The organism is Vibrio sp. ED004 (assembly GCF_023206395.1).
Taxonomy (GTDB): Bacteria; Pseudomonadota; Gammaproteobacteria; order Enterobacterales; family Vibrionaceae; genus Vibrio.
In genome coordinates this window covers 2747625-2766565 of sequence record NZ_CP066149.1, presented here as the reverse complement: position 1 = coordinate 2766565, position 18941 = coordinate 2747625, and the positions used below count along the sequence as shown (strand labels likewise).

Below are 18941 nucleotides of genomic sequence, written 5' to 3'. Positions count from 1 at the left end.
AATTGATCTAATGACGTAAATCAGGTGGGATCGGCATATTAGAATCTTGCAGTTTTGGTCTCTCTCCCCCGCGTTTTCGATACTGTTTCAGTTGGAAAACATAGGCGAGTACTTGGGCTACTGCTGTAAACAGACCGTCAGGAATTTGTTGTTCGAGCTCTGTTGTGTGATAAAGCGCCCTCGCCAATGGCGGTGCTGGGACAATATAGATATCATTTTCGCGGGCAATTTCACGAATCTTCATCGCCATATGGTCCACACCTTTGGCGACCACAATTGGCGCTTTATCTTGGTTCTGCTTGTATCGCAAAGCCACCGAGAAGTGCTCCGGGTTAGTGACGATCACGTCCGCTTGAGGTACATCGGCCATCATTCGACGCTGAGCCGCTTCCCTTTGTAACATACGAATTCGACCTTTAACCTCAGGCTTACCTTCAGTGTCTTTGAATTCGTCTTTCACTTCTTGCTTTGTCATCTTCAGCTGATCGGCGTGTTGCCAGATCTGGAATGGGATATCAATAGCCACCACAATCAACAAAGAGCAACTGATCAACAGAATGAAATTAAGCAAGATATCCAAGGCATGGAAGATGTTTTGCGGATACACATCCATGCTCAGCTGCATCAAGTCATGTTGAGAGGCTTGAATCAGATAAATCGCCATACCCGACACAAGCGCTACTTTCAAAATAGATTTGAGCAGTTCAACCCAGCTTTGTAGGCCAAACATCCGCTTAATACCGCTGAGAGGGTTGAGCTTAGACGCTTTCGGCATCGCAGCTTGCATCGAGAAGTTAATCCCGCCGACACCCGCCGCGCCAATGACGGCAGCAACGAACAAGGTGATTAGAATTAAGAACAGCGGAAACAGCAAGTTCACCAATGCACCACCAGCGATTTCTAGGAGTTTGTTGGTGTCAAAGATCTCGTCGCGACTTAAAGAGAACAAGCGCTGCATGGCCTCGAACAAAGCCTTCGCCATCGATTCGCCAAACCACATTAATGCAATCGCACCGACAATTAATACCGACGCTGACGCTAGCTCTTTTGACCTTGCAACCTGCCCTTTCTCTTTGGCCTGTTGCAAGCGTCTGGGCGTGGCGTCTTCTGTGCGTTCTTGACCGTCTGACTCTGCCATTTCAGTCTCCTAGCAATCTAACCGGATTAGACGACATATCTGTTGCTCGCCTTGCATCCAGAATAGCTCATAGTGACTATACAAGCCGCCAAGGATGTACCAACAAAGTAACAGACCCACGAGTAGCGCAAATGCAAAACCCAAAGAAAAGATGTTTAGCTGAGGTGCAGCACGCGTCATTACACCAAACGACAAGTTAATCGTCAGCAGCGCAATAATTCCCGACAGTGACATCGCCAACGCTGTTTTGAACATGATGCCGAGCCACAATGCCAGCTCTCTAAAATCCACTGAAGTCAGAGAGCCACTGCCAATCGGCAAGGTTTTAAAACTGAATACCACCAGCTGTAACATCTTCAAATGACCGTCGGTCGCCAAGAAGAACATGGTCGCAAGTAGCATAAAGAGTTGGCCAAGTACTGGCGTGTTCTGCCCGTTTGCTGGGTCGACCATCGAGGCGAAGCCCAAGCTCGACTGCATACCGAGGATTTGACCGAGCATAACGAAGGTTTGAATCATGAACTGAGTGACAAAACCCATCGCCACACCAATCACGATTTGCTCAAAGACGGTTAGAAAACCTTGGAAAGAGAGCAGTTCAATCTCTTTGGGAACAGCAGGAATCGCGGGCATCACTGCAAAGGTAATCGCTAAACCTAAATACAGACGAATACGCGGCGACACAAAGCGTGCACCGGTGACCGTCATCACCATCAGCATGGCTGAGATGCGAGTGTAGGGCCAAAAATAATTGGCTAACCACTCTAGTACAAGGCTCGTTGGGTATTCCATATCGGTTTAATACAGAACTTGAGGTAAGCGTTCGATGAGTTCAAAAAAGAACTCCATCATCATCTGAGTCATCCAGTGTGCAAACAGCATCAAGGCCAATAAGGTCACGATCAAACGCGGCAGGAAACTCAATGTTTGTTCGTTGATCGAGGTCGCCGCTTGGAAGATAGCCACGACCAAACCGATCAGCAGGCTGGGGATAATAATGGCACAAACCATGATTAACACCATCCAAAGTGCGTCTCGGAACAACTCTACGAATATTTCAGGATTCATTATTCCCCCAGCTACAAGGCAAAACTGCCGGCGAGTGTGGAGAGTATCAAGTTCCAACCATCAACAAGGACAAACAGCATCAACTTAAACGGCAAGGATACAATCATCGGTGACAACATCATCATACCCATCGCCATCAATACCGACGCCACCACTAAGTCGATAATGAGGAATGGCAAGAACAGCATAAAGCCTATCTGGAAAGCCGTTTTCAATTCCGATGTGATAAACGCAGGGATCAATACTGCCATCGAAACATCTTCTGGGTTAGTCACTTCAGTCCCTGAGATTTCAACAAAGGTCTCTAGATCTTTAATTCGAGTCTGTTTCAGCATAAATGATTTGATCGGGCCTTGGGCAACATCAAATGCCTGTCGCGCCGATATTTGTTCATTCAAATAGGGCTGAACTGCTTGCTCATTAACCTGATTGATCACGGGTGACATGATGAAAAAGGTCAAGAATATCGCGATACCAATGATCACTTGGTTGGACGGCGTTTGTTGCAAACCCATCGCCTGACGCAAGATAGACATCACCACCACGATGCGGGTGAACGAAGTCATCAATATCACCATTGCAGGCAAGAAGCCAAGCATGGTCATTAACGCTAGGATTTGCAGGTTTATCGAGTAGTCTTCACCACCATTGGCATTGGTTGTCATGGTGAAAGCAGGAATACCGCCCCCATTACCCGTCAAACTGCCAGTGGTCATGGTGGTCGATTTGGCTTGGTCTTGTTCCATCGTGCTGATGGTGACCGATTCTGAACCCGCGGTGTTGGCAGGGATTACAGTGCCGTCTTCAGCCTGTGCGAATACCGACACACTGAATACTAGGGTACAGAGAAGAGTAAGCTGAACCAGCAGCACTTTTACCGCGCGGAAAGCTCCGGCATGGCAAAAGTAAGATGAGTTCAAAAGTCCGTTATTTGTTTGCATCTTTTTTCATGAGCTGGGAAAGCTGACTTGAGAATGTACTTTTTTCCAGCATCTCCTGAGTAAGAGGTTTATCAAGCTTAGAGATCAGCTGAATAGAATGTGTGGTAATGCCCACCAAGAACTGCTCATCACCCGCTTGCACGATAGCGATACGTTCTTTTGTGCCCACAGGGATTTGTCTAACAATCGCCAAACCTTGCTGATTGGACATAGCTGGCACTTGCATGCGCTTCAGTAGCCAAGCAATAAATAAGATGAAGGCTATAACGAAAATTAGCGACCCAAAGGTGGTCGCTAAATCAAGAGATGGCGGCGTTGCAGCAAAGGCAATAGAAGGAGAAGATAACAAAGCTCCCCCCATACTTAGCCTAGCCAATCTTGGAGACAAAAAGCTCATTAACGCAGCTTCTTAATTCGTTCTGTTTGGCTAATAACGTCAGTCAAACGAATACCAAATTTGTCGTTTACTACAACCACTTCACCGTGAGCAATCAGAGTTCCGTTGACCATCACGTCTAGTGACTCACCAGCGATTCGATCAAGCTCAACAACCGAACCTTGGTTCAATTGGAGTAAGTTGCGGATACTGATCTGAGAGCGACCAACTTCCATCGAAATAGTCACGGGGATATCCATAATGGTATCCAGCTTACGACGCTCATCTTCAGAAATCGGAGATGATGAATCGGTTAGCTCATCAAGTGGCGCCGCAAGCACATCATCAACATCAATTGATGGCGCTGAAGGGTCTTCACCAAGTGCTGCAGCCCATTCGTCTGCCAGCTTTTGATCTTCACTAGGTTCCATTACCAATTCCTATACTTTTATCTATTTTGCTATTCGTCATCATCGCTATTTTCTAGCTCAGACATTAAGTCTTTGCCTAGAAAAGCGAGATCAGTTTTAACCACATGGGGTCTTTGAATTTTTTCCGAAATCTGTACTGCAAGCTTCTCACCAGAACGTCCCATTTTCACACGATAAGTCGGCAGTTCTTCGACAAACATGGTTGCGTGCTCAGGCATATTCATTGGGATAACGTCACCAGGGCGCAGTTCCATCAGATCTCGAAGGGAAATATCTTGCTCTAGTAAATTCACACGGAAGTTAACGGGCACGTCCATGATTTCATCACGCAGTGCGGTACTCCAACGAACATCGGTTTCCATCTTGTCTGATTGAACACCCGCATCAAGCAGCTCACGGATCGGCTCAACCATCGAGTAAGGCATGACAACGTGGAAGTCACCACCACCGCCATCCACTTCAATGTGGAACGAACTCACAACAATCACTTCGGTTGGGCTCACAATGTTCGCCATACTTGGGTTCACTTCAGAATCCAAGTATTCAAACTCAACCCCCATAACTGGAGACCAAGCTTCTTTGTAATCTTCAAAAACAATTTTCAGCAGTAACTGAATGATTCGTCTTTCAGTAGGCGTGAATTCACGACCTTCAATCTTGGCGTGGAAACGACCATCACCGCCAAAAAAGTTCTCTACGAGAATGAAAACCAGACGAGCTTCCATGGTGATGAGTGCCGTACCTTTCAGTGGACGGAAACGAACCATGTTTAAACTGGTGGGTACATACAATGTGTTTTGGTACTCACCAAACTTCATCATTTGTACGCCGTTGATCGACACTTCAGCCGTTTTACGTAACATATTAAACAAGCTGATACGCATATGACGTGCGAAACGCTCGTTAATAAGTTCAAGGGTCGGCATTCGACCACGGACGATTCGATCTTGAGATGAGAAGTCGAAATTGACCGCATTGTCATTTTCGGTTTCTAAGACATCTTCAACTTCTTCAACATCATCAACGCCATGTAACAGCGCATCAATTTCGTCTTGGCTTAATAAATCGGTCACAAATTACCTATTGAATTACGAAGTCAGTGAATAACACTTTTTCAATCACAGGCTGGCCAACAGCTTGAGCCAGGCTTGCTTTAATATCTTCTGTTGCCTTGTCACGCAGTTCAACTCGTCCGGTTGGTGAACGCAATTGGTCGACCGTTGCCGAAGCGAACGTGGCCAGCAGCGTACTTTCTACAAGTGGAGAGTGGTAACGAGCCAGGTCTTCATTCTTACTGCCACGTACCATGAGCTGTGCTTTTATCTGAACTAGGCGATCTTTTTTGTCACCTGTCACATTAAACAAGAATGGCTGAGGAATATTAACATACATAACAGGCTCTACCGCGACCACAGCCGTTGCTGGCTGAGACTGAGATTCAGAGGCGCTATCGTCAGAACCTAAGAAAAAATACAGCGCACCACCTATACCAAGCAGTAACACGACTACGGCAATAATGATTATAAGGAGCTTACTCTTCCCTTTAGGTGCATCTTGTTCTTCTGCCATACTTTACTCTAACTTCCTGTTCTTTCGATTAACTAAGCGTTCTTAGCCTGATATTAGGCATAATAACTAATTCCATCACGCTTTGATGCGACATTCAATTCAAGATTGCTGCCACTATCAAGGTTTTCATCACCTTGCGTATCATTTGTGCGGTTAGCGCCTGATTGTTGCTCACCATTGTTGTATCTATCTTGTCCCTGACCGGAGTTCTGTTGTTGAACAGACGAATCGGCAAGCTGCAGACCTTGCTGAGCAAGCATCTCTCTCAAGCGAGGTAAGGTTTGCTCAATCACATCTCTCGCTTGCTGATTGCTCACGGTAAAGTGCACGTTTGCCACATCATTATTCATGGTCATGCGAATTTTCATTTGGCCCAGTTCTGGTGGGTCGAGACGAATGTCCAAGTTCTTAAGGTTCTTAGACATCATCATTTGTACTTTTTCAGCCACTTGCTCATTGGCTAGCTCTTTGGTGAGCTGTAAGGGCACTTGTTGAGCAGCTTGAATTTCAGCTCGCGTAGGTGCTGAACCCACCGTTGCCGTACCTTGTGCACCAGCCGCTGAAGCGATCTGCTGAGCAAAGGTCGAATCTTTAGAATCTTCTTTAGCACCCGCTTTACCCAAACCAGACAGTGCTGCTGCACCGGCGCCCGCTTTAAGAAGCGTATCAGTAGAGCCTGCTTTTGTGGCAGCTGGCGTTGCATTCATCGCCATTCCTTGCGCGGTTAAAGCTGGATCCAACGTTGCTTGCTGCTGAGGTGAAGCAACATTAGCTTGTTGAGCTGCGGCCTGTTGGGCTGCATGTGCATTATTGGCGTGCAGCATTGCCGCCTTGTCCGTAAGAGCATTGTTTGCTGATTGAGAAGCGGCCTGCGCTGACACTTGTTGTGCCGCCGTCGCTACAGCTGCTGTTGATGCTGCCGCAGCTAAGGCTTTAGTTTCGCTTGAACCCGTATTATCCCAATCGATAGCAGCGGGTTCACCGGACACACTGTTCGCAGTCGGAGCTTGACTTAGCAAAGCCGTTGCTTGTTGTTGAACGTTAGTGAGCTGTTGATTCAACAGGTCTAGGTTAGAGCTCGCTTTAGCCAAAGCGGCTTGCTCATCAACCGTCAACTTAGCGCCACTTTGTTGCTTCTCAAGCAAGCTATCGACAACAGACTGCTCTGATTCGATTTGTCCATTCAATTGGTTTAGCGCTTTGGTATGGGCATCTACTTGCTTTGCCAGTTCAATATCCGCAGCTGACAATGCTTGGCTCTGCTCGGCAGCAACCGCACTAGCTGCATTCTTTTGGCTCAGCTCTCGGCTCATACTGGCTTCAATTTGTTCTGGTGTGACGCCTTTATCCATCAACTGTCGAATTTCAGCATCAGTTAGCTGAGAAACACCCTTACCTCCGGTAAGTACAGCGATTTCAGAATCGACTTCAAGGCTCTTCTCTTGATTTTCTGCCTTAGCTTGTTGTGTCGCCTTATCCGTAACGGAAGCTCCTACAACAGAAGCACCGGTGATATTACCTTGGGCTTGATCTACCTGACCTTGTTGAGGCAAGCCTTTGCCGTTTGGCGCTTGATTTAGAGTTTTGTTTGCCTCATCCAATTGACCAAGCAATTTATTACCTTCACTCATCGCTGCATTGGCTTGCGATGCCTGCGCAGCACCATCTACCGTTGATGAACCCTGAGTCTGGGATTGAGCAACCTGTTCTTTAGAATCGTTAGTCGTAGCCTGCGCATCTTTACCATCAGCCTTATCTGCGACAGTTTTATCAGCAACACTGCTATCAGTGCCCGAATTGGCTTTGAGCTTAACCTCAGAACCAGACTCAGCCTCTGCTGATGTTTTATCAGCAGCTTTCTCGCCTTCTACTTCTGAAGCAGCTTGCTTGCTTTGCGCTTCGCTCACTTCGTCAGTAGCCTTTGATTCAGCTGAATCGGCTTTGTTCGTTTCGGCTGAGGCTTCACCTTCGGTAGAGGCCTGTTTAGCATCAGGTTTCGCGGTGCTTCCTGTGTCTTTTGCTGCGGCTTTACTGCCACTTTCTTCAAAGCCAAGCGCTTCTTTAAAGGACTCAAAGAAACCTTTAGAGTCGCCGGTTTCTTCTACCTTGGAAGAGGCAGAACCGGTGTCCAACAACGATGACGTTTTGTTGGTCGCTGAATTTGAGGAAAGACTAACATTCATATATACAAGCTCTATCTACTAGCTTTGCTGCCATGAATCAGGCAACAAAAAGAAAGTCGGATGCTTTTCATGCCTTTGGTGGGCATAACGCGCAATTTTATATAAAACGGAGCAAGAAACATGCCTATAAGTTCGGTTCTCACAATATCAAGAACAGTACCTACGTCATTCGTGGCTTAGGATCACATCTTCTTTCGGCTGTATAACAGAGTCGAGAACTCATCCATTTGCTTTTGCTCTCTTTGATCTTGCAGCTTTGCTTTCTCTTTCTGCTTTTTCTCCATCAACCACTCGTAGGATTTACGTTTTTTGCGTAACTCCATCCAGTAGTTTTGGCAGTTGTCGACTTGATTTTTAAAGTGGTGTTCGGCTTCTCTCTGCTTGGATAATGTTTCATCCAACTGAGTTAAGAAGCGGTTCAAGTGACCATATTGGCTCGCCGTTAAGCCTGCCTTGCCGCGGTCAACGAGCTGCTGACAGTAATCCAGTCGATACTTTTCAATCTGCGCAACTTGCTCATAGTAACCTTGCAGCTCAGAGTTCGCTTTGTTGAGCGCAAGTACAGCTTGGTTCTCTTGATCTTTAGCTTGATCGAGCAAAAATTCTAATGCGTTATCCATGACTAACCTTATTCACTCGTTAGCCACCCAATACATGCTTCAACATGTTGACGCACATATCGTATGGAACGGTCTCTTTCATCTTCTGCTGCAAGTACTCATCTAGTTTTGGCTTCAACGTGAAGGCACTGTCGATTGCTGGATCCGTTCCTGGCTTGTAAGCACCAATCGAAACCAAATCTTGGTTTTTACGACAGATAGACAGCACTTGCCTTACCGCTTTCGACATCAAGACATGTTCTTCAGTGGTGATTTGCGGCATAACACGGCTGACGGATTTCTCAACGTCAATCGCCGGGTAGTGACCCGCATCGGCCATCTCACGAGATAACACAACGTGACCATCGAGAATCGCTCGCGACGCATCCGCAATCGGATCTTGTAAGTCATCGCCTTCGGTTAACACGGTAAAGAAAGCTGTGATAGAACCTTGTTCATCATTGCCGTTACCTGCTCGTTCCACCAGCGCAGGAAGCTTAGCGAAGACTGATGGCGGATAACCTTTGGTTGCTGGCGGCTCACCCACAGACAGAGCAATTTCACGCTGAGCTTGAGCAAAACGGGTCAATGAATCCATGAGCAGCAGAACATCTAAGCCTTGGTCGCGGAAATACTCGGCGACAGCCAGCGCGGTTTGACAGCCTTTTAAGCGCATCAATGGTGATGAGTCGGCAGGAGCGGCAACAACAACCGAACGCTTACGGCCATCTTCACCAAGAATTTCTTCAATAAACTCTTTTACTTCTCGTCCACGCTCACCAATTAGACCTACAACCACCACTTGCGCGGTTGTGCCTCGAGTCATCATCCCCAGCGTGACCGACTTACCAACACCAGAGCCAGCAAACAGACCGATACGTTGCCCTTTACCAACGGTTAGCAAACCATTAATCGCTTTCAAGCCGACATCAAGTGGTTCAGAAATCGGTTTACGTGCTAACGGGTTGATTGGCTCAGCATTAAAGGAAGCGCGTTGCTCGGTGTATATTGGACCTAAACCGTCGAGTGGATTACCTACGCCGTCGATCACTCGACCAAGCAGTTCCATTCCAACAGGGATACCACTTTCGGTGGTCATTGGTGTGACACGAGCGCCAGGTAAGATCCCGGTAATTTGCTCACTCGGCATCAAAAATAGGTTATCGCCAGAGAAACCGACGACTTCGGCTTCCATCTGACCAGACATGGTTTCCACTAAACACAAACTGCCGATTGGCGCTTTACAGCCGGTCGCTTCAAGCGTTAAGCCAACAACACGTACTAACTTACCTGAGGCAATCGGTCGCGATTTTAGTCCTTCGACTTTGTATTGACTGAGACGGTTCGCTAACTCAAGCATTACTCATGACCTTGGTGACGATTTGCGCCGCAGAAGTTTTGAATGACGTTCTTTACGCGATCTTCCATACGGTAGTTAACGCTCGACTCACCCGCTTCAATTTGTACATCACCACGGTTGAGTGCTGGCTCTGCGACCAGCGTCCAATTACGGTAATCCAACTCAGTTTCACCATACGCAGAGCGAATGATCGCGACATCTTCAGGGTTAAGCTTCAATGTGATTGCGTGACCAGAGATCGGCAACGACTCTACCGATTCTTTAACGGTATCTAATATGATTTGTGGATTGGTTTGCACTTCAACATGAACCACTTCTTTGACCATGGTAAGCACCATGTCGACCAATTGCTTCTCCACCTGAGCGTTCATCAGCTCTAATGGTTGAGCAAACTGGTTTGCCAGCCCCATAAAGACGGCCACTTGTTGTTGAATGTATTCTTGACCCGCGGTTACGCCTTCAAGCTTGCCGGCTTCGTTGCCTTCTTCGTGACCTGCGGCAAAACCTTCTTCTTTGCCTTTTTCATAGCCTTGCTTAAAGCCCGCCTCTTGGCCTTGATGCAGCCCTTCCTGATAAGCGCCTTGTTTAATCAGCTCGATTTGCTCTTCAGTCAGAACCAGCTCTTCATCTTCAATGGCTTCTTCAACCGTTGGCATCCAACTAGGGTCGTAGTTAAAAGCGGTTTCTTTGGCTTGTTTGCTCACGTCAGAGGTGTAGTCAGGCAGCCCCCATTTCTGAGGTTGGGCAACCGTATTATCTTCTTCAGGGCGAAGGAAGCCGCGTTTTCTATCACCTGACATATCAGTACCTATCTAAGAGTGAGCTTAACTGTATTGTGAATTCAAGCAGTTAAACTGAGTTAATCTGTGGTTCGAGATTGGATAAAGAAAAGCCCCAACAGTGTGGGGCTTTTGAGGTTTCTGTATTAAAGGAACTCGTCGGCGCCACCAGACAGCATAATTTCGCCACTGTCTGCCATCTTCCTCGCGATACCCAAAATCTCTTTCTGAGCCGCTTCAACATCAGAGACTTTGACTGGCGGCATCGCCTCAATATCGTCTCTCATCATATCGGCAGCACGTTTAGACATGTTCTTGAAGATCTTCTCACGTAGGCCTTCATCGGCACCTTTAAGTGCTTTCTGTAGAATGTCTTGTGGAACATCACGTAGTAGACGTTGAACACCTTGGTCATCAACTTCAATAAGGTTTTCAAAGACAAACATCAGATCTTGAATCTGCGTTGCCATGTCTTCGTCTTGATCACGGATTTGATCCATCAAGACGCCTTCCACGTTGTTATCCATGTAGTTCATGATCTCAGCCGCGGCTTTCAGGCCACCAATTTTGGCCGCTTGAGCACCCGCTTGACCCGCGAACTGTTTCTCCATGATTTCGTTCAGTTCAGCAAGCGCCGAAGGTTGAACTTCTTCAAGGTTGGCAATACGCATCATCAGATCCAGACGAACTCGCTCTGGGAACTGAGACAAGATCTCAGCCGATTGATCGGCATCGAGGTACGACAACACAATGGTTTGTATTTGAGGGTGCTCGTTGATGATAATGCTCGCCACCTGACGAGGATCCATCCACTTAAGCGAATCCAAACCTTTCGAACCTGTGCCGAGGAGGATTTGGTCAACCAGGTTATTCGCCTTGTCTTCACCCAGAGCAGCAACTAACGCATTACGCATGAAGTCTTCGCTGCCCATACCAATGTTGGTGTACTTCTGAATATCATCTAAGAAAGCACGGTGCACCGCGCCTACTTTCTCTTGGGATAGGTCTGTAGCTCGCGCCATCGCACTACCCACACGCTGAACCTGCTTTGGCTCTAGGTGACGAATAATACCAGCAGCATCTTCTTCATTTAAACTGAGCAACAAGATCGCAGCGCGCTCATCGCCTGAGATAGAGCCGATATCCACGCTAGAGACATCAAGCACTTCACCGCCTTCAGTTTGTTGTGGAACAATTTCGTTAGCCATCTGTCATCCAATTCTTAACTACTTGAGCTGCTAGCTCTGGTTCATTCGCTACAAGTGCACGTACTGCTTTCAGCACGTCCTCGTCTTTATGAAGGTTTGGTAAGTCGATGCTTGAACCAAATTCAAACAGCTCACCACCTTCAATATCACCACCAATTAAGCTGGTTTCGCCGTCGGCACCAATTGGCATACCATCAGGGCCGTACATCTGTTCATCGTTGTCTGCTGCTGGGTTAAGCAGTTTCTTCATTGCAGGGCGAACAAGTACCAACACCACCACAATAATAACCAACGCACTTGCAAACCAACGAACCCAATCATTGAAGTTTGGATGCTCCCAGATTGGTACATCAGCAACAACATCTGTTACTTGAGGTGCAAACTGCATGCTTAATACGTTTAGCAAATCACCACGAGTTTCATCAAAGCCCACCGTACCAATCAATACTTGGCGAATCGCATTGATCTCGCTCGCCGGGATCGGAGTATGAACCACTTCACCCGTATCTGGGTTCAAGGATTGACGGTCTTTGATCGCAACAGAAACCGTCTGGCGATTAACCGTGCCGCTCTGTTTACGTTCATGACTGATGGTGGTGTCTAGCTCAAAGTTTCGGGTCGCTTCTTTGTGAACAGAGCCTTGGCCTGTCATCGCGCCGTCTTTCATCTGAGCAACGTCTTGCGGGATTGAAGCATCAGCAGGAGGCTGATTACTCAAGGCACCCGGAATGCCTGCAACAGTATTGCCGTTGTTATAATCTTCTAATGTGTATTCGCTTCGTGTTGCTGGCGTGTTCGGGTCAAAACGTTTTCTCGTTTGCTCGACAGCACTGAAATCGAGTTGAATATCAACCTGAGCGGTATAGTTACCAAACCCAAGAATCGGAATCAGGATAGAGTCAATTTTCTCACGCAGCGCTTGCTCTTGGTTACGCTCTAACTCATGTTCTTTACGACGCGCAGCTGACATCGGGTCTTGAGAACCTGAACTCAGAAGTCGACCGTGTTGATCGGTTACGGTAATACGTGAAGTTTTCATTCCCGGAACGGCACTCGCCACCATATCCACAACAGAATCGACTTCTTGCTGCTTGAGGTTAGTACCTGTTTTTAGAGTTAAGAATACTGAGGCAGAGGCTTCTTGATTATGACGCACGAACACACTTTGCTTCGGCAAGGCTAATAAAACCTGCGCTTTACGCACTTGTTTCATCTGCTCAATGGCTTTTGCAAGCTGTCTTTCTCGACTTAACTTAAGACGCTCTTGCTCTAAACGCTGTGATACACCGAAGCCCATGTCTTGCATGAGGATGTCATCACCCGCGTTTCGTTCTTGATTCAAACCAGCTCGTACCATATTCAGCTTCAACGAGTTGTACTCGCTAGCAGGAACAGAGATGGTATTACCTTCAAGAGAGTACTCGATCTTTTGTAGATCTAAGTAATCAAGAACTGGGATTAATTCTTCTGTTTCGTAGGCCCCTAATGGACGCATTTCTGGCTCTTTAACCCAGAAAAATAGCATCACAATCAGCGCTACACAGATAGAGATAGAAAGCACTAAGACGACCTGACGAAGTAAATCGAGGTCACCTACGGCCATATCGAACTTCGATGAACTGCGTTCACCTAGATCGGGATTCTGCCCTTCGCCGTCTAGCTCTGAGCCTGCAATAAGTGCGTGGTCGTTGCTATCGCTCACGGTTAAATCTGTTGTTTGACTATTATCTGCCACTATTTAACTACCTAACTTATACCGGCATGTTCATCAGCTCTTTGTACGATTCGACCAATTTATTTCTAATTTGGATCGTCGCCTCAAAAGCCACACTAGATTTATTACGAGCAATCATCACGTCTGATAGAGACACGCTTTGGTCACCGCTATCAAAACGAGCTTGAAGATCACCTGAGGTCTTCTGTAATGAGTTCACATTATTGATGGCATTAGTCAGCATGTTGCCAAAATCTGCACCGACCGCATGCCCCGTTGCTGCGGGACGCGCGCTGGCAGCTTCGACCATCATTGCCTGCATTTCGCCTTGTAAACCATCTATTCTCATCTACTACCTCAGGAGTCAAAATTATGACTATCTATTTAGCTGTATTATTGACAGAGCAATTAGCGTGCCACACATTAAATTGACTAGATATCGTATTACACTAGTCAGAAAGCTGACACTACTAATCTATCCTCAGTTTGGGATATCTATTCCAGCATCGCGCATTTTCGCCAACTTATAACGCAATGTACGAGGGCTAATACCCAGCTTTTCCGCCATATCTTTGCGTCGGCCATTACATGCGATCAAGGTTTCAAGAATGATCGCATACTCTTGATCTCTAAGCTCATTACCAAGCCCTTCACTGCTAGCCGCCACTTTACTGATTGGATTGGCTTCAGCAATCGGCTTAATGTCTGGTGTCGCAACGTCATTACCTTCAACGATTTGTTGTAGGCTGCTTGCATCTTGCCAATCGACACCTTCAAGCAGAATGTGCTCACCAGAGATATTCTCTTGTTCGCTTAAGATTAACGCACGCTGTACCACATTGTCTAATTCACGAACATTGCCCGGCCACGGATAATTGACGAGTTTGCTGATCGCTTGTGCTGACATCACAGGCACTGGCATACCAAGTTTGGTGCAGTGGCGCTCAACTAAATGCTTGGCTAAAGGCTCAATATCCCCTTTACGTTCACACAGTGGTGGCCAAGAAATTGGGAACACATTCAGTCGGTAGTATAAATCTTCACGGAAATTCCCTTCAGAAACATACTGTTTAAGATCTCGGTTACTGGTCGCTAACACACGAACATCTAACTTGATGCTCTTACGGCTGCCTAAACGCTCAACCTCGCGCTCTTGCAATACACGCAGTAATTTGGCTTGAAGGCTAAGATCCATTTCACTGATCTCATCCAACAAAATAGTGCCGCCTTGCGCTTGTTCGAACTTACCCGGACAAGCTTGAATAGCGCCAGTAAATGCGCCTTTTTCGTAACCAAACAATGTTGCTTCCAACATATTGTCTGGGATTGCTGCACAGTTAATCGCGACAAATGGACCATCTTTACGACTAGATGCGTTGTGAATATAGCGAGACATTACCTCTTTGCCTGAACCACTAGGTCCAAGCACCATGACATTGGCATCTGTTTTCGCAACTTTATCAGCCAGCATCATTAGCTTGATGCTTTTTTCATCGGCAACGATGGCATCCCCATTGTCGTCCGATTTTACGGGAGCATAACGGCTCACCATGTTTAACAATACTTCCGGCGCAAATGGCTTCGCCATGTAATCAATCGCGCCCTCTTTCATTGCTGCAACGGCGTCTTCGATGTTGGCGTAAGCAGTCATCAACAACACCGGTAAATTTGGCCAGTGCTGCTTGATGTTTCTCAGCAATGCCAAACCGCCCATGCCTGCCATTTGAACGTCAGACACAACAATATCAACGGAGTTGGATTTTAATTTGACCAGAGCATCTTCCGCACTATCCGCTTCCAGCCATTCATAGCCAGCCAGCGCGAGAGTGTCGACAAGGGCTTCGCGTAGACCTTCATCATCTTCGACGATTAACACTTTGCTTTGAGCCATAGGATTCTCCAGTGTAAATTCAGTTAAAACTTATTAGTCTTCAGTAGAAGCGCTTCTTTCTAGCGGTAAGCACATGGTAAAACATGCGCCATCACCTTCTTCTGAGATCAATTCCAGTCGGCCTTCATGCGCTCGACATACCATTTGTACAACCGCTAAGCCTAAGCCTGTCCCTTGAGAGCGAGTGGTAAAGAATGGTTCCATAATTTTACCTTGAAGCTCTTTCGGTACGCCGGGGCCACTGTCTTGTACTGATATCTTAAGCTCGCCGTTTACTGGTCTAAAAAACACATCAATCTGCGATTCCTTGCCAGCAATTTGAACCGCGTTCAAAACCAGATTACTTAACGCTGACGCGATGGCGTTGGCGTTGCCAAACATTTGAGTCTCTTCGCCTTCAACTTCCTGACAATAATCAATCTGGTTGGATTTCAGTGCCGCTTCCACCATAGGGTGAAATTCGGTTATCAATTCAGCGACAGTAAATGGCTTAACCACCTTGTTGTCGCCGCCTTTGGCAAACAACAGCATGTCATTCACTTGCTTCTCTAGGTCATGCAATCTATCCATAAGCTTAGATTGAAAACGTGTCTTTGTTGCCGGTGGTAGATTTGGCGCGGCAAGGTTGGAAGCATACAACATCGCACTAGAAAGCGGCGTACGAACCTGATGGGCAAGCGAGGCTACCATTCTGCCTAACGACGATAAGCGTTGAAGATCACTCACACGAGACTGAAGAAGACGAGTTTCTGTCAGATCGGTAATCAAGATAAGTTGACCCGTGGTTGAAGCTGAAATCGCCAAACGTACTTTTCGTCCGTTCTTCAATGAGATCTCATGTCCATCATCGTCTTTAGGGTCAAAAGCACTTTGAATGACCGAAAACCACTTCTCGCCTACGAGCTCAACCCCAAGAATACGGTGCGCTTCTGGGTTGGCTTCTCTCACTTCGCCATGTGTATCTAACAAGATGACCCCTGCTGGCATCACATCGAGCACTTGCTTATAGCGCTCAACCTGCTGTTCAACAGAATCTAGGTGTGATTGATTTTCTGGTTCGTTAGATACGTGCATGTCAAAAATTTGCCTCAAATACTAAAACAGCCTGACACGTAAAACACGAATCAGGCTATTTGCTATATTTATCACATAGTTAAGCAAGCAACAACTCGACTATGGTTTATCAATTCACTTAGCTAGCGTTAGGAAATAGCTAAAATGTGCGTGCTAGTTTTCACTTTCGTATAAAACTGGACACTAACGCTGCAAGTTATATTTACGCATTTTTTCAACCAAAGTGGTTCTGCGCATTCCAAGCATGTCAGCCGCACGAGCAACAATACCGCCCTGCGCCTCCAAAGCTTGGTTGATCATATTCACTTCCATATCCGCAAGCAGTTCTTTCAGGTTAACCCCTTCTGGAGGTAACTCTTGAGGTGCATTCGCGTTGTCAGCGATATCATCTTGCTGATCAAAGCTGAAATCTTCTGAGAACAAGTCAGCCAGTGCATCACGCTCTTGCTCTTCTTCAGACACAAAGCTATTAAACTCAGGCTGGAACTCAGGAATATCGCTGTATCGATACTTAGTTGGCAGATGGTTTACATCAACCAAGCTATTTGGATAGAGGATAACCATGCGTTCCACTAAGTTTGCTAATTCACGAACGTTACCTGGCCAGTAGTGCTCCATCAAAGAGTTAATCGCGCGAGGTGTGAAGCAAATAGGCATGCTGCCTTCCGCTTCCATTCGTGTCATTAGTTCTTGAAGCAACAGTGGAATGTCTTCTTTGCGATCTTGCAGCGCTGGCATCTCAATCGGGAATACATTCAAACGATAGTAAAGATCTTCACGGAACGAGTCATCATCGATCATGTCTTCAAGGTTGCGGTGTGTTGCCGCTATCACGCGAACATCAGCTTGAATGGTGCTGTTGCCACCTACACGCTCAAAACATCGTTCTTGTAAGACGCGTAGCAGCTTAACCTGCATCGCCATTGGCATATCGCCAATCTCATCAAGAAACAGTGTGCCACCTTCAGCCAATTCAAAGCGGCCTTTACGTGCAGTAATCGCACCAGTAAATGCGCCCTTCTCATGACCGAACAGTTCGCTTTCCAATAAGTCTGGTGGAATTGCGCCACAGTTCACTGGCACGAAAGGTCCAGAACGACGCTTAGAATGATAATGAATATTACGTGCTACGACTTCTTTGCCCGTACCTGATTCACCAAGAATCAGTACATTCGCTTCTGTCGAAGAGACTTGTTCAATTAAGTGACGTACTTCTTGAATGCCAGCACTTTGACCGACTAGGCTACGAAACAGTGTGTTCTTACGTGCCGAAGAGACAACTTGAACACCCTTGCGACCTAAAAAGTCTTTACAGTGTCTTAATGCATCACTTAATTGCGGGTAGTTAAGAGGAAGTTCAAGTTCACCAACAAAGTTAGTGAGCTCGTCAACCGGGTGATTATTTTTGCCAATCACTAATAGTGGGATGTGATTGGCGTGAACAAGCTTTTCATTCAGTAATGCGTTGAAGCCTTTACCTTTAATTGAGCCAATGATGCAGCCGGCCCACTGTTGTGACCAGTCAACCTTGCGCGCTTGTTCAGAGCTGATTACTTCGCAGCTCTCTCCTACAAACTCTAATATTGTGCTTAAATTGTGACGATCTTGAGCGTTATCGTCGACGACAAGCAGTTTTGCCAAACCTTGCATAAGTAGGAATTATTGCCTTTATTTTGGTGCGATGCGGAAAAACGGTGAGCGACGTAATCTATAAAACAAAGATATGTATCAATGATTATGTTTTACGTGGACAAATTTAGGAAATCAGCAACGAAAAAAAGCCATTAGGCTATCTAATGGCTTCTATTTTATTTGATTAAAAAAATAAGGCAACCAACCAATTAAGGGATATGAGATTGGTTAAAACTGCAATTTTTCTTTAAATACCTACGTCAGCAGACGTCAAGTTGTGATATTCATTCGGAATTTGGTCCCAAGCGCTCTTAATTTCGCGGATAATATCGATAACATCATCAATAGGCTGTGGGTCATTTTTGTGATTTGCCGCAGAAATTTGCGTGATCATGAACTCATAAAGTTGATCTAGGTTTTTCGCAATGTCGCCGCCATCGTCCATAGACAGGCAACTACGTAGGCTAATAATGATATCTAGAGCCTTACCAAGTCGCTCACCTTTCACTGGAATGTTGCCAGCTTGCATTGCCGCTTTGCCTTGAATCAGACGCTCGATAGCACCTGACATTAGCATTTGTACAATTTTATGCGGTGAGGCAGCTGTTAGCTGACTATCCACTGATACCTTTTTATATGCCTGTAAAGAACCGCGCATAGTAAACCTCTTCTATAAAAACTTTTTGTATTGTTGAACTGATTTAGCGCCATGACGGTATTTGTGTAGGGTCTTACCTACTCGACTCGTCTTAGACTGCATCAATTCGACCAATTTTCTGGTTCTGGTAATGGCTTCAAACCATTCAGAACTTTGCTTAACGTCGGGGTGTGAGTCGATTAATTGAAGCACGTTTTGCAATAACTGTTCTCTGTTATCGACAAGCTGCGTTATTTCTTCAGCATTAATTTCACTAAATTCGAGCTTAGAGATAATTAGTTGATCTAGTTCACAAAGCTCTTGAAGCTGGCTATTCATCG

20 protein-coding genes are annotated in these 18941 nt (G+C 46.3%); all 20 read right to left on the bottom strand.

Annotation, left to right across the window (positions count from 1 at the left end; genetic code table 11):
* Window positions 1–7 precede the first annotated feature (7 nt).
* Window positions 8–1138: a flagellar biosynthesis protein FlhB gene (gene flhB, locus ITG10_RS12495; protein ID WP_017631767.1), complete on the bottom strand. Its 1131-nt coding sequence runs from the start codon at window positions 1136–1138 to the stop codon at window positions 8–10.
* Between the two features lie 9 nt (window positions 1139–1147).
* A complete protein-coding gene (gene fliR / locus ITG10_RS12490) occupies window positions 1148–1930 on the bottom strand; it encodes a flagellar biosynthetic protein FliR (RefSeq protein ID WP_017060672.1) in 783 nt (260 codons plus the stop codon).
* A gap of 6 nt (window positions 1931–1936) precedes the next feature.
* On the bottom strand, window positions 1937–2206 hold the full coding sequence (fliQ, locus tag ITG10_RS12485) for a flagellar biosynthesis protein FliQ (RefSeq protein ID WP_004739854.1): 270 nt from the start codon (window positions 2204–2206) through the stop codon (window positions 1937–1939).
* An 11-nt stretch (window positions 2207–2217) separates the two neighbouring features.
* The gene (gene fliP, locus ITG10_RS12480; protein ID WP_017631768.1) at window positions 2218–3147 is read right to left on the bottom strand and encodes a flagellar type III secretion system pore protein FliP; all 930 of its coding nucleotides are present in this window, start codon (window positions 3145–3147) and stop codon (window positions 2218–2220) included.
* A complete protein-coding gene (fliO, locus tag ITG10_RS12475) occupies window positions 3134–3544 on the bottom strand; it encodes a flagellar biosynthetic protein FliO (RefSeq protein WP_026084345.1) in 411 nt (136 codons plus the stop codon). Before fliO ends, fliP begins: the two co-directional genes overlap by 14 nt.
* Complete coding sequence (fliN, locus tag ITG10_RS12470) at window positions 3544–3954, bottom strand: flagellar motor switch protein FliN (RefSeq protein WP_004739851.1); 411 nt, start codon at window positions 3952–3954, stop codon at window positions 3544–3546. The genes fliO and fliN overlap by 1 nt, the downstream gene beginning before the upstream one ends.
* Before the next feature lie 29 nt (window positions 3955–3983).
* The gene (gene fliM / locus ITG10_RS12465; protein ID WP_017631770.1) at window positions 3984–5027 is read right to left on the bottom strand and encodes a flagellar motor switch protein FliM; all 1044 of its coding nucleotides are present in this window, start codon (window positions 5025–5027) and stop codon (window positions 3984–3986) included.
* Between the two features lie 7 nt (window positions 5028–5034).
* Window positions 5035–5523, bottom strand: a complete 489-nt coding sequence (gene fliL / locus ITG10_RS12460) for a flagellar basal body-associated protein FliL (protein ID WP_050621056.1) — start codon at window positions 5521–5523, stop codon at window positions 5035–5037.
* 53 nt (window positions 5524–5576) lie between these two features.
* Window positions 5577–7706, bottom strand: a complete 2130-nt coding sequence (locus ITG10_RS12455) for a flagellar hook-length control protein FliK (RefSeq protein ID WP_017631771.1) — start codon at window positions 7704–7706, stop codon at window positions 5577–5579.
* A 182-nt stretch (window positions 7707–7888) separates the two neighbouring features.
* Entirely contained in the window at window positions 7889–8326 is a 438-nt protein-coding gene (gene fliJ, locus ITG10_RS12450; protein ID WP_017631772.1) for a flagellar export protein FliJ, read from the bottom strand.
* A 19-nt stretch (window positions 8327–8345) separates the two neighbouring features.
* Entirely contained in the window at window positions 8346–9665 is a 1320-nt protein-coding gene (gene fliI / locus ITG10_RS12445) for a flagellar protein export ATPase FliI (protein ID WP_017060680.1), read from the bottom strand.
* Complete coding sequence (gene fliH / locus ITG10_RS12440; protein WP_017631773.1) at window positions 9665–10465, bottom strand: flagellar assembly protein FliH; 801 nt, start codon at window positions 10463–10465, stop codon at window positions 9665–9667. The genes fliI and fliH overlap by 1 nt, the downstream gene beginning before the upstream one ends.
* Window positions 10466–10590: 125 nt before the next feature.
* On the bottom strand, window positions 10591–11652 hold the full coding sequence (fliG, locus tag ITG10_RS12435; RefSeq protein WP_017060682.1) for a flagellar motor switch protein FliG: 1062 nt from the start codon (window positions 11650–11652) through the stop codon (window positions 10591–10593).
* Window positions 11645–13387: a flagellar basal-body MS-ring/collar protein FliF gene (gene fliF, locus ITG10_RS12430; RefSeq protein ID WP_017631774.1), complete on the bottom strand. Its 1743-nt coding sequence runs from the start codon at window positions 13385–13387 to the stop codon at window positions 11645–11647. Before fliF ends, fliG begins: the two co-directional genes overlap by 8 nt.
* A 16-nt stretch (window positions 13388–13403) precedes the next feature.
* On the bottom strand, window positions 13404–13715 hold the full coding sequence (gene fliE / locus ITG10_RS12425) for a flagellar hook-basal body complex protein FliE (protein WP_026084346.1): 312 nt from the start codon (window positions 13713–13715) through the stop codon (window positions 13404–13406).
* 132 nt (window positions 13716–13847) lie between these two features.
* Complete coding sequence (locus ITG10_RS12420) at window positions 13848–15257, bottom strand: sigma-54 dependent transcriptional regulator (RefSeq protein WP_017631776.1); 1410 nt, start codon at window positions 15255–15257, stop codon at window positions 13848–13850.
* Between the two features lie 33 nt (window positions 15258–15290).
* Complete coding sequence (locus ITG10_RS12415) at window positions 15291–16331, bottom strand: ATP-binding protein (protein WP_017631777.1); 1041 nt, start codon at window positions 16329–16331, stop codon at window positions 15291–15293.
* A gap of 183 nt (window positions 16332–16514) precedes the next feature.
* Entirely contained in the window at window positions 16515–17981 is a 1467-nt protein-coding gene (locus ITG10_RS12410) for a sigma-54 dependent transcriptional regulator (protein ID WP_017631778.1), read from the bottom strand.
* Window positions 17982–18210: 229 nt separating this feature from the next.
* Window positions 18211–18621, bottom strand: coding sequence for a flagellar export chaperone FliS (fliS, locus tag ITG10_RS12405; RefSeq protein WP_017631779.1), 411 nt, complete (start codon window positions 18619–18621; stop codon window positions 18211–18213).
* Between the two features lie 12 nt (window positions 18622–18633).
* On the bottom strand, window positions 18634–18939 hold the full coding sequence (locus tag ITG10_RS12400) for a flagellar protein FliT (RefSeq protein ID WP_017631780.1): 306 nt from the start codon (window positions 18937–18939) through the stop codon (window positions 18634–18636).
* Between the last annotated feature and the right edge of the window lie 2 nt (window positions 18940–18941).

Excerpts from the sequence above, each read along its gene's own strand:
- flhB (WP_017631767.1), bottom strand. The coding sequence starts at position 1,138 with ATGGCAGAGTCAGACGGTCAAGAACGCACAGAAGACGCCACGCCCAGA.
- fliR (WP_017060672.1), bottom strand. The coding sequence starts at position 1,930 with ATGGAATACCCAACGAGCCTTGTACTAGAGTGGTTAGCCAATTATTTT.
- fliQ (WP_004739854.1), bottom strand. The coding sequence starts at position 2,206 with ATGAATCCTGAAATATTCGTAGAGTTGTTCCGAGACGCACTTTGGATG.
- fliP (WP_017631768.1), bottom strand. The coding sequence starts at position 3,147 with ATGCAAACAAATAACGGACTTTTGAACTCATCTTACTTTTGCCATGCC.
- fliO (WP_026084345.1), bottom strand. The coding sequence starts at position 3,544 with ATGAGCTTTTTGTCTCCAAGATTGGCTAGGCTAAGTATGGGGGGAGCT.
- fliN (WP_004739851.1), bottom strand. The coding sequence starts at position 3,954 with ATGGAACCTAGTGAAGATCAAAAGCTGGCAGACGAATGGGCTGCAGCA.
- fliL (WP_050621056.1), bottom strand. The coding sequence starts at position 5,523 with ATGGCAGAAGAACAAGATGCACCTAAAGGGAAGAGTAAGCTCCTTATA.
- ITG10_RS12455 (WP_017631771.1), bottom strand. The coding sequence starts at position 7,706 with ATGAATGTTAGTCTTTCCTCAAATTCAGCGACCAACAAAACGTCATCG.
- fliJ (WP_017631772.1), bottom strand. The coding sequence starts at position 8,326 with ATGGATAACGCATTAGAATTTTTGCTCGATCAAGCTAAAGATCAAGAG.
- fliI (WP_017060680.1), bottom strand. The coding sequence starts at position 9,665 with ATGCTTGAGTTAGCGAACCGTCTCAGTCAATACAAAGTCGAAGGACTA.
- fliH (WP_017631773.1), bottom strand. The coding sequence starts at position 10,465 with ATGTCAGGTGATAGAAAACGCGGCTTCCTTCGCCCTGAAGAAGATAAT.
- fliG (WP_017060682.1), bottom strand. The coding sequence starts at position 11,652 with ATGGCTAACGAAATTGTTCCACAACAAACTGAAGGCGGTGAAGTGCTT.
- fliE (WP_026084346.1), bottom strand. The coding sequence starts at position 13,715 with ATGAGAATAGATGGTTTACAAGGCGAAATGCAGGCAATGATGGTCGAA.
- ITG10_RS12420 (WP_017631776.1), bottom strand. The coding sequence starts at position 15,257 with ATGGCTCAAAGCAAAGTGTTAATCGTCGAAGATGATGAAGGTCTACGC.
- ITG10_RS12415 (WP_017631777.1), bottom strand. The coding sequence starts at position 16,331 with ATGCACGTATCTAACGAACCAGAAAATCAATCACACCTAGATTCTGTT.
- ITG10_RS12410 (WP_017631778.1), bottom strand. The coding sequence starts at position 17,981 with ATGCAAGGTTTGGCAAAACTGCTTGTCGTCGACGATAACGCTCAAGAT.
- fliS (WP_017631779.1), bottom strand. The coding sequence starts at position 18,621 with ATGCGCGGTTCTTTACAGGCATATAAAAAGGTATCAGTGGATAGTCAG.
- ITG10_RS12400 (WP_017631780.1), bottom strand. The coding sequence starts at position 18,939 with ATGAATAGCCAGCTTCAAGAGCTTTGTGAACTAGATCAACTAATTATC.